Here is a 14,409-nt window from a genome sequence, read left to right on the forward strand (position 1 = left end):
GTCACCGATGACACCCATTTATCTGGGGAATATTTTCACAATATTTTTATTGGGATGGAGCAGTCTGCCCCACCCCGCTCACAAACCGTTACACCACCATCAGCAGGGCAAGCACCACTACGGCACCCAGGCTGACTGAGGCAACGTACCAGCGCAGATAGCCATTTTCGCTGACCACCAGCCCTTTGTTCACCAGACGGGAGAACAGGGCAGGAATGTTCATCAGCGCATTCAGCGGATCGCTTTTCAGCAGCCAGGCCACAAACAGGTAAGGTTTGACGAAAACCTTGTCGTACAGCCAGTCGAAGCCCCAAGCGGCGAACCACCAGGTCGAGAAGAAGCGACCCGGCGCGCTTTTGGCAATGCGGGTGACCAGCGTTCGTTTACCCAGCCACAGGGCAGCTGCCAGCAGGATCCCAACAATAGCGACCACACCAGAGGTGATTTCCAGTGTCAGCACGCTGCCGTGCGCCAGCTCGGCGGTATCCGGCAGAACGCCTTTTAACGGCGGAACGATCATTGCGCCAATAAAGGTTGAGAGGCAAAGTAGCACAATCAGCGGCAGGTGATGGGTAATTCCCTTGCCAGCATGAGCGTGAATTTTCTCTTCGCCATGGAAGGTGATAAAGATCATTCTGAAGGTATACAGCGAGGTCATAAATGCCCCGGCCAGACCGGCAACCATCAGGTTAATGTGACCATTTGCCAGCGCACCGGCCAGGATCTCATCCTTACTGAAGAAGCCTGCAGTAATCAACGGCAAGGCTGACAGCGCCGCGCCGCCCACCAGGAAGCAGACATAAACCAGCGGGATGCTCTTACGCAGGCCGCCCATCCTGAAGATGTTCTGCTCGTGGTGGCAGGCAAGGATCACCGAACCGGAAGAGAGGAACAGCAGCGCTTTAAAGAATGCATGGGTCATCAGGTGGAAAATGGCCGCGTCCCAGGCCTGAACGCCCAGAGCGAGGAACATATACCCAATCTGGCTCATGGTTGAGTAAGCGAGCACACGTTTGATGTCGGTCTGCACCAGCGCGGCAAAGCCTGCCAGCACCAGCGTAATCGCACCAATAATACCTACCAGATGCAGCACTTCCGGCGTCAGCAGGAACAGGCCGTGGCTGCGGGCAATCAGGTAGACACCCGCCGTTACCATGGTCGCCGCGTGGATCAGTGCAGAAACCGGCGTCGGGCCAGCCATTGCATCGGCCAGCCACGTTTGCAGCGGCAGCTGTGCAGATTTACCGACCGCGCCACCCAGCAGCATCAGCGTTGCCCATTTGAGCATATGATTGTCAGCAGCAAAGTGTGCAGGTGCCAGTTCGACCATCTCGCGGAAGTTCAGCGTCCCCAGCTCGTTGTAGAGAATGAACAACGCAAACGCCAGGAACACGTCACCGACACGGGTGATGATAAAGGCCTTCATTGCCGCCGCGCCGTTTTTCGGATCGGTGTAATAGAAGCCAATCAGCAGATAGGAGCAGAGACCCACGCCTTCCCAGCCCAGATACATCAGCATCAGGTTATCGGCCAGCACCAGCACAACCATGCTGGCGATAAACAGGTTGGTATAAGCGAAGAAGCGGGAGTAGCCCTCTTCTCCACGCATATACCAGGAGGCAAACATGTGGATAAAGAAGCCCACACCTGTGACCACCGACAGCATGGTCAGCGACAGGCCGTCCAGGGTGAGGTTCACTTGAATGTCGAAGTTACCGACGTGCATCCAAGTCCACAGCAACTGGTTAAAGACCGCCTGATCGTGACTGAAAAAGTCCATGCCGACATAAATAGTGGTCAGTGCCGCCAGTCCGACGGAGCCCATACCCACTGTGGCAGCGAGATTCTCTGACCAGCGGCCACGGGAAAACGCCAGCAGCACGAAGCCGATCAGCGGAAACAAAATGGTCAAACAGAGAAGATTCATCCGCACATCTCACTCACTTTGTCAATGTTGAGGTTCTGGCTGCGACGATGCAGTTGCAGCAGCAACGCCAGACCGATACTGGCTTCCGCTGCCGCTAGGCTGATGGCGAGGACATACATCACCTGACCGTCGGCCTGCCCCCAGTAGCTTCCGGCCACCACGAACGCCAGTGCAGCGGCGTTAATCATGATTTCCAGGCTAATCAATATAAACAGCAGGTTGCGACGAATAATCACGCCGGTCAGCCCAAGAACAAACAGAATGGCCGCCAGAATAAGGCCATGTTGCAAAGGGATCATGCGTGTTCCTCCTTCTTCACCACATCCGCAGGACGGTTGGTCAGGACTTCACCTGGCCGCTGTTCGCGACCGATGTGATAAGCCACGACCAGACCGGCAAGCAGCAGCATTGACGCCAGCTCGACCGCAAGGACGTAAGGGCCAAACAGGCTGATGCCCACCGCTTTTGCATCGATCATTGTGCCGTCGATGCCGCGATCGTGAACGGACAGAATGGCATAGACGACTACCGCCAGCAGCAGCAATGAACAAAGGCCAGGACCGAGCCAGACGGTCGGTTTCAGCCATTCGCGCTCCTGTGCCTGAACGGCGTCGCCGAGGTTGAGCATCATCACCACAAAGACGAACAGCACCATGATCGCCCCAGCGTAAACGATAATCTCCAGCGCACCGGCGAAGTACGCGCCCAGCGAGAAAAACACCCCGGCCACCGCCAGCAGGGAGATGATCAGATATAACAGTGCGTGGACCGGGTTGGTGTGGGTGATCACGCGCAAAGTCGTGAGCACCGCCACCAGTCCGCAAAGATAAAACGCAAATTCCATGCCTGGCTCCTTAAGGTAACAAGCCCTTGACGTCGATAGGTTTGGCTTCGTTAGCCGCTTCGCCCTTGTCTTTCCCGTCGATCGCCATACCCGCCATCCGGTAGAAGTTATATTCCGGGTATTTACCCGGTCCGGAGATCAGCAGGTTTTCTTTTTCATACACCAGATCCTGACGCCTGAACTCACCCAGTTCGAAATCTGGGGTAAGCTGAATCGCAGTGGTCGGGCAAGCCTCTTCACACAGGCCACAGAAAATGCAGCGCGAGAAGTTGATACGGAAGAACTCGGGGTACCAGCGTCCATCCGCCATTTCCGCTTTCTGCAGCGAAATACAGCCTACAGGACAGGCTACCGCGCAAAGGTTACAGGCAACGCAGCGCTCCTGTCCGTCGGGATCGCGCGTCAACACAATGCGGCCACGGTAGCGAGGCGGCAGATAAACCGGTTCCTCCGGGTACATCATGGTTTCACGCCTGGCGAAAGCATTGGAACCAATCAATACGATACTGCGTATTGTGGTGCCAAATCCCACCAGAATGTCTTTTAATGTCATGATCTATAACCCCTTACTGCGCGTTGTACAGAATCACTGCGGCGGTCGCCAGCAGGTTCAACAACGTCAACGGCAGACAAACTTTCCAGCCGAACGACATCACCTGGTCATAGCGCGGGCGCGGTAATGCAGCACGAATCAGAATGAACATCATCATGAAGAACGCCGTTTTGATGGCGAACCAGAAGATCGGTGGTAGCCACGGGCCGTTCCAGCCGCCAAAGAACAGCGTCACGATCAGCGAAGAAACGGTAACGATACCCACGTATTCACCGACAAAGAACAGACCGAACTTCATCCCGGCATATTCAATGTGGTAACCGTCGGCCAGTTCCTGCTCCGCTTCCGGCTGGTCGAAGGGATGACGGTGACAGACCGCCACGCCTGCAATGGCAAAGGTCACGAAGCCAAAGAACTGTGGAATGATATTCCACACATGCTGCTGGCTGTTGACGATATCAACCATATTGAAGGAACCAGCCTGCGCCACCACACCCATCAGCGACAGGCCGAGGAACACTTCGTAGCTCAGGGTCTGGGCAGACGCACGCATCGCTCCTAACAGGGAGTATTTGTTGTTACTGGACCAGCCCGCAAACAGCACCGCATACACCGCCAGGCCTGCCATCATCAGGAAGAACAGCAGGCCGATATTAAGGTCTGCGCCCATCCAGGTGGAGGTTACCGGCACGATTGCCATCGCCAGCAGCAGCGAGGTGAAAGCGATCATCGGTGCGAGGGTGAAGATGACACGATCAGTGAACGGTGGCGTCCAGTCCTCTTTGAAGAACATTTTGATCATATCAGCCACCAGCTGCAGCGAACCGCCCCAGCCGACACGGTTTGGCCCGTAACGGTTCTGGAACAGGCCGAGCAGTCGACGTTCGCCGAAGCTCATAAATGCGCCACAGCCCACCACGACAAGCAGGATCACTAAAGCTTTAACGACAGCAATAATGACGTCAATCACTTCCGGTGTCAGCCAGCTCATTGTGCCGCCTCCCGCAGATTGTCAATACTGGCACCCAGCAGGAACGGTGGAATGCCCGGCATCCCCAGCGGCAGACCCACCTGTCCCGCCTGCAGCGTTTCAGAGAAACGCACCGGCAGACGAAGGGTTTCACCTTCGCAGCTGAACTCAACCGCAGTCCCGGCATTGACGCCCAGTTTAGCGGCATCAACCGGATTGACCATCACGTATGGCTCAGGCATACGCTGCTGGATCACCGGAGAACGCTGGGTCATCTCTTCGCTGCCGAAAAGCTGGAAGTAAGGTGCCACGCGCCAGCTGTTTTCCTGACCGGTAAATGCGGCAGGTACTGTATCAAACCAGTCAAGCTGGCTGCTGCCTGCTTCAAACAGCCGCACGCCCGGATCGCCGTTACGCAGTTTACCGCCCACTTCGTCCTGGAATTTGTTCCAGGCCTGTGGAGAGTTCCAGCCCGGCGCCCACGCAAAGGGAATCTGCGAGCGGGCCGCCGACGGCTGGTTGTTCCCTTCCATCGAGAAGGCGAACATGGTGTCTTTGTCCTGGGGCTGGCGCGGTTCGTGCACGCTGATATTGGCACGCATTGCAGTACGTCCACTGGAACGGGCTGGCGAACGGGCCAGTTTCTGACCGCGAATACGGAAGCTGGCATCCGGCGCGGCATCTTTGATCCCAGCCAGCTGCGGCAGTGCCGCCACGCAGGCATCTATAACATGGTCCAGCTGCGTCCAGTCAACTTTGCGGCTGTCGATAGTGCTCTGCAGCGAGTGCAGCCAGCGCCAGCTCTCCAGTATCTCAACGCGATTATCGTAGTAAGCCGGGTCATAGACCTGGAAGAACCGCTGGGCGCGACCTTCCTGGTTCACCACCGTGCCATCGCTTTCGGCGAAGCTGGCAGTAGAGAGGATCAGGCCGGCTTTCTCACTGGTGGCGGTACGCTGGTGATCGATAACGATCACCTTCGGCGCGTTGCTCAGTGCCGCATCGACTTTGGCTCTCGGCGCATGGCGGTACAGATCGTTTTCCATGATGATCACCGCATCTGCCGAGCCGCTTTCCAGCTCGCTCAGGGCAGCTTCAAGCGGCTGGCCGCCGATCAGTCCCAGACCCACGCTGTTAGCGCTGCCTGCCAGCAGGGTAATCCCCACCTCAGCACCGCGACCTTTCAGCGCTTTGGCAACGTTGGCTGCCGCCTGGATCATCGCCTCGCTCCCGGCGTGAACACCGGAAATAATCAGCGGTTTTTTCGCACCAGCCAGCGCCTGAACCACTACGTCAATTTTGTCGTTCAGGTCACGATCGAGACCTTCCACCGCCGGAGCAGCCTCATCCAGCGCATTAGCGATGGCGAAGCCGACACGAGCCTGGTCTTCCACCGGGGCGCGATAGCTCCACGCCGCGATATCATCCAGACGGGTAGCATCAACGTTGGTGAGAAACAGTGGGTGTTTGGCGTGCTGGCCGATGTTCATGATCGCAGCAATCTGCCAGTCTGCCACTTTCTGGGCAGCAGCCATTTCGCGCGCTTTACCTTTCACCGCCTGACGAACGGAGAGCGCCACGCGGGCACCAACCTGCGTCAGGTCTTCACCCAGCACCAGCACCGCATCGTAGCTTTCAATTTCACGCAGCGCTGGTGTGTGAACGCCGCTGTCACGCAACACTTTCAGCATCAGTTCCAGACGCGCCTGCTCACCAGCAGGAATACCGGTGGAGAAGTTCTCCGTACCGACCAGTTCGCGCAGGGCAAAGTTGCTCTCAACGCTGGCACGCGGTGAACCAATACCGATCACTTTCTTCGCCTGGCGCAGCACATCCGCCGCGCCCTGCATCGCCTGTTCGGCGTTCAGCGCAATCCAGTCATTACCCCGGCGCTGCATGGGCTGGCGTGGGCGATCTTTCAGGTTCACGTAGCCATAACCAAAGCGACCACGGTCGCAGAGGAAATACTGGTTTACGGTGCCGTTGTAGCGGTTTTCGATACGACGCAGTTCGCCATAGCGCTCGCCAGGGCTGGTATTACAGCCAATGCTGCACTGCTGGCAGATGCTCGGAGCATACTGCATATCCCACTTACGGTTGTAGCGCTCGGAATGGGTTTTATCGGTGAACACGCCGGTCGGACAGATTTCAACCAGGTTACCGGAGAACTCGCTTTCAAGCACTCCGTCTTCCGACCGACCGAAGTAGACGTTGTCGTGCGCGCCGTACACGCCGAGATCGGTGCCGTCAGCGTAATCTTTGTAGTAACGCACGCAGCGATAGCAGGCGATGCAGCGGTTCATCTCGTGGGAAATGAACGGGCCGAGATCCTGATTGCGGTGGGTACGCTTGGTGAAGCGATAGCGGCGGAAGCTGTGGCCGGTCATCACCGTCATATCCTGCAGATGACAGTTTCCGCCCTCTTCACAGACCGGACAGTCGTGGGGATGGTTGGTCATCAGCCATTCCACCACGCTTTCACGGAACTCTTTCGCTTCGCCATCATCAATAGAGATAAAGGTACCGTCTGATGCCGGGGTCATACAGGACATCACCAGGCGGCCACGGGTATCTTCGGCATTCTGGAATTGCTTTACCGCGCACTGACGGCAGGCACCGACGCTACCGAGCGCCGGGTGCCAGCAAAAATAAGGAATATCAAGGCCAAGTGAGAGGCAAGCCTGCAGCAGGTTGTCCGCACCATTGACGTCATATTCTTTACCGTCTACATGAATTGTAGCCATAGTGAACATGCTTCCGTAAGGCCCGGTGTTAGCCGGGCGTTAAACATAAATCTTAATAGCCTGCTGACCTGCCGCTTTGGCTATTTCGCACTGTTTAGTTGCGTGTGAGCTTCTCTACCAGCGGGCTTTCAGCAGGTTTGCCTGGATGCCAGCAATGGCATGGGCGTTGCTGTAGACCTGTGGTGCAATGCCCGCTTCGAACTCTTCGCGGAAATATTTGATCGCGCTTTGCAGTGGCTCTACCGCACCTGGCGCATGGGCGCAAAAGGTTTTGCCCGGACCGAGTTGACGACACAGCTGTAGCAGGGTTTCGATATCGCCCGGCTGCCCCTCTTTACGCTCCAGCGCACGCAGGATCTTCACGCTCCACGGCAGACCGTCACGGCATGGTGTACACCAGCCGCAGGATTCACGGGCAAAGAACTCTTCCAGATTGCGCACCAGTGAAACCATATTGATTTCGTGGTCAACCGCCATCGCCAGCGCGGTACCCAGACGGCTGCCTGCTTTGCCTATGCTGGCAAACTCCATCGGCAGGTCGAGGTGCGATTCAGTCAGAAAGTCAGTGCCTGCCCCGCCCGGCTGCCAGGCTTTGAATTTCAGGCCATCACGCATGCCACCGGCATACTCTTCCAGGATTTCACGCGCGGTAGTACCAAATGGCAGTTCCCAGACGCCCGGGTTTTTTACCCGGCCGGAGAAGCCCATCATTTTGGTGCCAGTGTCATCACTGGTGGAGATACCTTTGTACCAGTCAACGCCGTTGGCGAGGATCGCCGGAACGTTGGAGAGCGTTTCCACGTTGTTCACGCAGGTCGGCTTGCCCCATGCACCAGCAGAGGCCGGGAACGGCGGCTTGGAACGTGGGTTAGCACGACGGCCTTCCAGCGAGTTGATCAGCGCGGTCTCTTCACCACAGATGTAGCGACCAGCACCCGTGTGAACAATCAGTTCAAAGTCAAAACCGGTTCCGAGAATGTTTCTCCCCAGGTAGCCCGCTTCAGTGGCTTCGGCAATAGCACGACGCAGGTTAACAGCGGCTTCAATGTATTCGCCACGCAGGAAGATATAACCCCGGTAGGCTTTCAGGGCGAAAGCGCTGATCAGCATTCCTTCCACCAGCTGGTGCGGCATCTGCTCCATCAGCAGGCGGTCTTTATAGGTACCCGGCTCCATCTCATCGGCGTTACACAGCAGATAACGGATATTCATGGATTCGTCTTTCGGCATCAGGCTCCACTTCAAACCGGTGGAGAAGCCTGCGCCACCGCGACCTTTCAGACCAGAGTCTTTCACCGCTGCCACGATTTCGTCCTGCGACATGGTCTTCAGGGCTTTGTCGGCACCGGCATAGCCGTTTTTACTGCGGTACTCGTCAAAGAATACCGGCTGTTTGTCATCACGCAGACGCCATGTCAGCGGGTGCATCTCCGCAGTACGAACGATCTGTTTGAATGTCATTGATACTGCTCCAGTAAGTTGACGATGTTTTCCGGCGTCAGGTGCACGTGCGTATCTTCGTCCACCATCATCGTCGGGCCCTTGTCGCAGTTACCGAGACAGCAGGTTGGCAGCAGCGTAAAGCGGCCATCCGCCGTGGTCTGGCCTGGCTTGATCTTCAGGTTCTCTTCCAGCGCGGCCTGAATGCCCTGGAAACCAGTGATGTGGCACACCACGCTGTCGCAGTAGCGGATCACGTGGCGACCAACTGGCTGACGGAAGATCTGGCTGTAAAATGTTGCCACGCCTTCCACGTCGCTGGCCGGGATACCCAGCACTTCCGCGATGGCGTTGATGGCGCCATCCGGCACCCAGCCACGCTGCTTTTGAACGATTTTCAGCGCTTCGATCGACGCCGCGCGGGCATCTTCGTAGTGGTGCTTTTCATGTTCAATGGCGTCATGCTCAAGCGCACTCAGCACAAAAGTGGCGTTGTCTTCGATCGTTTCGATCTCAATTCTTTGATCGTGCATAATTAGCGGTCCACGTCTGACATAACAAAATCGATGCTACCGAGGTACACGATCAGATCGGATACCAGACTGCCGTTGATCACCGATGGGATCTGCTGCAGGTGCGGGAAGCTTGGCGTACGCACACGGGTGCGGTAGCTCATGGTGCTGCCGTCGCTGGTCAGGTAGTAGCTGTTAATCCCTTTGGTCGCCTCAATCATCTGGAAGGATTCGTTGGCCGGCATCACCGGGCCCCATGAAACCTGCAGGAAGTGAGTGATCAGGGTCTCGATATGCTGCAGCGTGCGCTCTTTCGGCGGCGGCGTAGTCAGCGGATGGTCGGCCTTAAACGGGCCTTCCGGCATGTTCTTCAGGCACTGTTCAAGGATGCGCATGCTCTGACGCATCTCTTCCATCTTCAGCATCACGCGGGTGTACGCGCAGCTGACGCCATCGCCAATCGGCACTTCAAAGTCGAAGTTTTCATAGCCGGAATACGGACGCCATTTACGCACGTCGAAGTCCAGACCGGTGGCACGCAGGCCGGCACCGGTGGTTCCCCACGCCAGTGCTTCGCCCATACCGTAAGCGGAAACGCCCTTGGCACGCCCAATCAGCACGGAGTTTTTCAGCGCCGTTTGTTCGTAAGCTTTCAGACGTTTTGGCATCCAGTCGAGGAACTCACGCAGCAGGCGATCCCAGCCTTTTGGCAGGTCATGCGCCACACCGCCGATGCGGAACCAGGCCGGATGCATACGGAAGCCAGTGATAGCTTCCACCACATCATAAATTTTCTGGCGATCAGTAAACGCAAAGAACACCGGAGACATTGCACCGACGTCCTGAATAAAAGTAGAGATATACAGCAGGTGGCTGTTTATACGGAACAGCTCTGAAAGCATCACGCGGATAACGTCAACGCGCTCAGGGACTTTGATCCCGGCCAGTTTCTCAACGGCCAGCACGTAGGGCATTTCGTTAACGCAGCCACCGAGATATTCGATACGGTCGGTGTAAGGAATATAGCTGTGCCAGGACTGACGCTCGCCCATCTTCTCGGCACCCCGGTGGTGGTAACCCACGTCCGGCACGCAGTCGACAATCTCTTCGCCATCCAGCTGCAGAACGATACGGAAAGCGCCGTGCGCTGAGGGGTGGTTAGGGCCGAGGTTAAGGAACATAAAGTCCTCGTTGGCGGTACCGCGCTTCATGCCCCACTCTTCCGGCCTGAAGGTCATCTGCTCCATCGCCAGATCTTCGGTCTGTTTGGTGAGCTCGAACGGATCGAATTCCGTGGCGCGCGCAGGGTAGTCCTTACGCAGCGGGTGCCCTTCCCAGGTTTGCGGCATCATAATGCGCGTCAGGTGTGGGTGACCATCGAAGGTAATACCGAACATTTCCCAGGTTTCGCGCTCGTACCAGTTCGAGTTCGGGAACATAGTGGTCAGGGTTGGCACATGCAGGTCTTTTTCAGACAGTGCCACCTTGAGCATGATGTCGCAATTGCGTTCAATGGAAATGAAATGGTAGAAAACGGAAAAATCCGCGGCAGGCAACCCGGTGCGGTGAGTTCGCAGACGCTCATCCATCCCATGAAGGTCGTAGAGCATCACATACGGTTTCGGCAGCTTGCGCAGAAACTCAACAATTTCCAGTAACTGTTCGCGTTTCACCCACACCACCGGTACGCCGGTACGGGTTGGCTGAACGGTAAAGGCATCTGGCCCAAAACGGTTACGCAGATCAAAGATCACCGGGTCATCCTGGTGATCACGGGTTTGCCATTCAGGCTGAGCGAGATCTTGCGTGGTTAAATCTGTCATAAGTCGTTCACCATGTGTGTGACTCAGTATTGCCGTCAGGATGGACCGGGCGCGTGTTGTGTTTTTTATGCGCCAGCCTGGTCAGGCCACATCCATTAACTGCCGCTTAAATTTCGTCAGGTGTGCGCAGGTTGGTGACGGCAATGCGTTCACCCTGCTTTCTCTCACGCTCTGATTGCATGTTGGCGCGATAGACACCCTGATCGCCCACTACCCACGACAGCGGGCGGCGCTCTTTGCCGATCGATTCCTGCAGCAGAAGCAGCGCCTGCATATAAGCTTCAGGACGCGGCGGACAACCGGGAATATAGACATCAACAGGCAGGAACTTGTCCACGCCCTGCACCACGGAATAGATGTCGTACATGCCACCGGAGTTGGCGCACGCCCCCATTGAAATCACCCATTTCGGCTCCAGCATCTGGTCATAAAGACGCTGCACGACCGGGGCCATTTTGGTGAAGCAGGTACCGGCAACGACCATAAAATCGGCCTGGCGCGGCGAAGCACGGATAACTTCCGAACCAAAACGAGCCACGTCATGTACTGAAGTGAATGACGTGGTCATTTCGACATAACAACAGGAAAGACCGAAGTTAAACGGCCACAGAGAGTTTTTACGTCCCCAGTTCACCATGTCATGCAGAGCATGCTCGAGCCTGCCCATATAGACGGTCTGGTTAACGTGCTTTTCCAGGGGATCGGTGACAATGTCCTGCTTCTGCAACGGGTAACGGTCATTCTCACCGTTAGGATCGGCGCGGGTAAGCGTGTAATCCATTTTTATGCCTCGCTGTTACTGCGTATGACGTTTGGAATGCGAAATGGTAGTCGGCTTTATCAAGACACGACGGGGTGGTGGCGCCCAGTCGAGTGCGCGGATACGCACCAGGTAAACCAGACCAGCAAGCAGAACCAAAATGAAGATGGTGGCTTCGACAAAGCCTGTCCAGCCACTTTCACGAATGGCCGTGGACCAGGCATACAGATAGAGAGCTTCAACATCGAAGATGACAAAGAACATGGCAACCAGATAAAACTTCGCGGACATGCGTAATTTGGCGGTACCGACGGGTGCGGCACCAGACTCGAAGGGGGTATTGGTATAACGTCCGCGTGCTTTTCCACCCAAGAACCATGCGCCTGCCAACATTGCGCAGCACAGACCAATGGCGACGACCAGAAATACAGCAAACGCCCAGTGATGAGCGGCGACTTCAGTTGTTGTTGACATAAACTCTGCTTCATTTAAAACGTGATTTAGCGTTCTGCTTCTGTTAACTGGCAGATTACCGACCACGCGATTCAATAAAAAAAATTAAAAACCTCATAAAGCTTGCTGTCTTTATCGATTAAGCAGCAATTTTATGTGGTTTTTACTCCTTTAAGTAACCTTTTGTCAACTTTAACAAAAGCATCCATATATTATTTTATATAAAAACCATTTAATTAACATTTAATGTGCAAAAAATGTGCTAAATCGTGCCAGCGTTGTCCCTGGTATTGAGTGTAGCGGATATTTCCCTATATAGTTCGTGGGTTTAACAAAATGTTTTTTCGCGGGAATTGTACTTTTTTTCCTTTTCCTTATTGGGGTTATTTTTATGATCGACAACACAGTTTTATCTTTTGAAAACGAAGAGTACACCCTGCTACACATTTTTCAACCATCAATTCTGCGCCCTCAAAACAGCCGTAGAGTGAAAATGGAAATGTTCAAAAGAGTAATTTTAACAGCGTAACGGATACATGATGTTTCATAAGCATGAACACGACAGTAAAAGCAGAAAAAAAGCCCTTTAGTGCAAAAAAGAACACTAAAGGGCTTTTTATTGAAAAAAATCTATTATTTATGGAAGAAAATTAACAATTAAACGAAAACCGCTGCTCAGGCATTACTGATCTTCATCCAGTAACGAACCACCATTTTGCATGCCTGCAGCAAAATTGTAGGGATCGTTACTGGCCTCCATTGCGTTAAAAATGGCAAGCGCAAGTTCACTAGAACTGTCCGGATTACGACAGAGTAAATATTCTGTGTCAGGCAGAACAGGCAACCCCTCGGCAGAACCCATAACACGTAATTCAGGACTCATCATTTCTACAGGACGAGCAGTCACGCCCAGCCCTGCTTTTACAGCAGCACGAACGGCAGCGAGCGTCGAGGCTACATACGAAATACGCCATGGAATTCCGGCCTCGTTGAGGTGGTCAATGGCCATATCACGATACGGACTCGGCTCGTCCAACAAAACAAGAGGAATCGCTTCACCCCGCTGGAATACATAATCCGCTGCGCAGTACCAGAGGGTCGGAGAAGTACGGAGCACCTGCCAGGTAAAGTTCATGGGGCTTGACGTGGTAACAACCAAATCAACTTCCCCCTGATTTAACATTTCCATCATGAACGGATTGCGCTTGACCCGTACATCAATTGCCAGTTTGGGATAAACCGACGTCACTCGATTGAGTAAAAACGGTAAAATAGTATCCGACGTATCGTCAGAAGCACTGATCGTCAATACTCCCTGGATATTGCTGTACATTAACGAAGTGCAGGCTTCGTCGTTAAAACGCAATATTTTTCTGGCATAACCCAACAACTGAATACCGTGTTCAGTTAATAATTTATTACGCCCGTGGCGGGCAAACAGCTCTTTACCCACTAACTGCTCAAGTCGCTGCATTTGCTGGCTTACAGCGGATTGTGTGCGGCAGACTGCCACGGCAGCCGCAGCAAAGGTGTTCAGGTCAGCAACAGCAACAAAGGTTCTCAACAGGTCGAGGTCAAGGTTGAGAATTGGACGATTTGCACTAGTCATATTTTCTTCACTTTATAAGTTTTTTAATAACAGCTACCCTGGTGTCATTACCTTATTAATCAAAAAGATAAAAGGTAACAAAATGGTAATGTTGGAGGTTGCAATTTCCACAGCATTACCTTCTAACGCAGATATTGCAGCGCCGGGGACCAAAATCTCTGATTGAAGCCAGAGAAGATCCACTCAAGAAGCTCGTATATCTGATACATCACTGATGCTTTTTTCGTACCCTCCCTGACTTGAAAATGATGGAAAGGAGTCAGTGAATACTTCAAATAGTGGATAAGACTAACTTCTCAATTTTTACTTGCTGTTGATCCACCTCTGAACCATTTACATTAAAAACACAAAACAATTAAGAAAATCTAAACATTTAACAAGGAAAAACCGTTAATTTTTTTCCGTGGGACATTCACCCCACCTACTAAATCCACTCAACATTATCCTGACATACTGTCGATTACTTTTTAAGCCTGAATATGATTAATCTTGCCATGAAAACGTGATTTTATTGGTAAAACTGTATTACAAATGCTTTTTTGTGTAAAAAATAGTCATTAAGCACCTCTCCGTTTCCAAAAAAAGCAAAATGCTACCGTTTTTTCCTTCAGCAGATATCAGCATAGCATGATGGCGCAAAGTTTACTTTTTAACCACTCAGTAAAATTGTGTTTAATAGTTTAACCCTCTTTCTATCCACTAAATATTACCGAATGAAGAAAGAGAAAACAGTGCAACTTCGCAAACAGGCTAAAACCTGTTGTGACGCTTCAA

The 14,409-nt window shown here is 53.7% G+C and carries 12 protein-coding genes; all 12 read right to left on the bottom strand.

Translation table 11 applies throughout. The features are described from left to right. Window positions 1–88 precede the first annotated feature (88 nt). Entirely contained in the window at window positions 89–1,927 is a 1,839-nt protein-coding gene (gene nuoL, locus LU633_RS17340) for an NADH-quinone oxidoreductase subunit L (RefSeq protein WP_016189997.1), read from the bottom strand. Further along, window positions 1,924–2,226, bottom strand: a complete 303-nt coding sequence (gene nuoK, locus LU633_RS17345; RefSeq protein WP_016189998.1) for an NADH-quinone oxidoreductase subunit NuoK — start codon at window positions 2,224–2,226, stop codon at window positions 1,924–1,926. The genes nuoL and nuoK overlap by 4 nt, the downstream gene beginning before the upstream one ends. Next, entirely contained in the window at window positions 2,223–2,771 is a 549-nt protein-coding gene (nuoJ, locus tag LU633_RS17350; protein ID WP_016189999.1) for an NADH-quinone oxidoreductase subunit J, read from the bottom strand. Before nuoJ ends, nuoK begins: the two co-directional genes overlap by 4 nt. A gap of 10 nt (window positions 2,772–2,781) precedes the next feature. Next, window positions 2,782–3,324 carry an NADH-quinone oxidoreductase subunit NuoI gene (gene nuoI, locus LU633_RS17355; RefSeq protein ID WP_016190000.1) on the bottom strand — a complete coding sequence of 181 codons (543 nt, stop codon included), beginning with the start codon at window positions 3,322–3,324 and terminating at the stop codon, window positions 2,782–2,784. A gap of 13 nt (window positions 3,325–3,337) precedes the next feature. Then, the gene (gene nuoH, locus LU633_RS17360) at window positions 3,338–4,315 is read right to left on the bottom strand and encodes an NADH-quinone oxidoreductase subunit NuoH (protein ID WP_016190001.1); all 978 of its coding nucleotides are present in this window, start codon (window positions 4,313–4,315) and stop codon (window positions 3,338–3,340) included. Continuing rightward, window positions 4,312–7,038, bottom strand: a complete 2,727-nt coding sequence (nuoG, locus tag LU633_RS17365) for an NADH-quinone oxidoreductase subunit NuoG (protein WP_016190002.1) — start codon at window positions 7,036–7,038, stop codon at window positions 4,312–4,314. Before nuoG ends, nuoH begins: the two co-directional genes overlap by 4 nt. Before the next feature lie 114 nt (window positions 7,039–7,152). Further along, a complete protein-coding gene (nuoF, locus tag LU633_RS17370) occupies window positions 7,153–8,499 on the bottom strand; it encodes an NADH-quinone oxidoreductase subunit NuoF (RefSeq protein WP_016190003.1) in 1,347 nt (448 codons plus the stop codon). Next, on the bottom strand, window positions 8,496–9,011 hold the full coding sequence (gene nuoE, locus LU633_RS17375) for an NADH-quinone oxidoreductase subunit NuoE (protein ID WP_016190004.1): 516 nt from the start codon (window positions 9,009–9,011) through the stop codon (window positions 8,496–8,498). Before nuoE ends, nuoF begins: the two co-directional genes overlap by 4 nt. Window positions 9,012–9,013: 2 nt before the next feature. After that, window positions 9,014–10,813 carry an NADH-quinone oxidoreductase subunit C/D gene (gene nuoC, locus LU633_RS17380; RefSeq protein ID WP_016190005.1) on the bottom strand — a complete coding sequence of 600 codons (1,800 nt, stop codon included), beginning with the start codon at window positions 10,811–10,813 and terminating at the stop codon, window positions 9,014–9,016. A 106-nt stretch (window positions 10,814–10,919) separates the two neighbouring features. Next, window positions 10,920–11,594, bottom strand: a complete 675-nt coding sequence (locus LU633_RS17385; RefSeq protein ID WP_016190006.1) for a NuoB/complex I 20 kDa subunit family protein — start codon at window positions 11,592–11,594, stop codon at window positions 10,920–10,922. Window positions 11,595–11,609: 15 nt separating this feature from the next. After that, window positions 11,610–12,047, bottom strand: coding sequence for an NADH-quinone oxidoreductase subunit A (locus tag LU633_RS17390; RefSeq protein WP_016190007.1), 438 nt, complete (start codon window positions 12,045–12,047; stop codon window positions 11,610–11,612). Window positions 12,048–12,708: 661 nt separating this feature from the next. After that, window positions 12,709–13,635 (bottom strand): transcriptional regulator LrhA, encoded by a 927-nt coding sequence (gene lrhA / locus LU633_RS17395; RefSeq protein WP_016190008.1) that lies wholly within the window; start codon window positions 13,633–13,635, stop codon window positions 12,709–12,711. Window positions 13,636–14,409: the final 774 nt, after the last annotated feature.

It is taken from the genome of Erwinia tracheiphila (genome assembly GCF_021365465.1).
GTDB classification, from domain to species: Bacteria; Pseudomonadota; Gammaproteobacteria; order Enterobacterales; family Enterobacteriaceae; genus Erwinia; species Erwinia tracheiphila.

Coding starts and splice junctions, on each gene's coding strand:
- nuoI (WP_016190000.1), bottom strand. CDS start 3,324: ATGACATTAAAAGACATTCTGGTGGGATTTGGCACCACAATACGCAGT.
- nuoE (WP_016190004.1), bottom strand. CDS start 9,011: ATGCACGATCAAAGAATTGAGATCGAAACGATCGAAGACAACGCCACT.
- lrhA (WP_016190008.1), bottom strand. CDS start 13,635: ATGACTAGTGCAAATCGTCCAATTCTCAACCTTGACCTCGACCTGTTG.
- nuoL (WP_016189997.1), bottom strand. CDS start 1,927: ATGAATCTTCTCTGTTTGACCATTTTGTTTCCGCTGATCGGCTTCGTG.
- nuoC (WP_016190005.1), bottom strand. CDS start 10,813: ATGACAGATTTAACCACGCAAGATCTCGCTCAGCCTGAATGGCAAACC.
- nuoG (WP_016190002.1), bottom strand. CDS start 7,038: ATGGCTACAATTCATGTAGACGGTAAAGAATATGACGTCAATGGTGCG.
- nuoJ (WP_016189999.1), bottom strand. CDS start 2,771: ATGGAATTTGCGTTTTATCTTTGCGGACTGGTGGCGGTGCTCACGACT.
- LU633_RS17385 (WP_016190006.1), bottom strand. CDS start 11,594: ATGGATTACACGCTTACCCGCGCCGATCCTAACGGTGAGAATGACCGT.
- nuoH (WP_016190001.1), bottom strand. CDS start 4,315: ATGAGCTGGCTGACACCGGAAGTGATTGACGTCATTATTGCTGTCGTT.
- nuoF (WP_016190003.1), bottom strand. CDS start 8,499: ATGACATTCAAACAGATCGTTCGTACTGCGGAGATGCACCCGCTGACA.
- nuoK (WP_016189998.1), bottom strand. CDS start 2,226: ATGATCCCTTTGCAACATGGCCTTATTCTGGCGGCCATTCTGTTTGTT.
- LU633_RS17390 (WP_016190007.1), bottom strand. CDS start 12,047: ATGTCAACAACAACTGAAGTCGCCGCTCATCACTGGGCGTTTGCTGTA.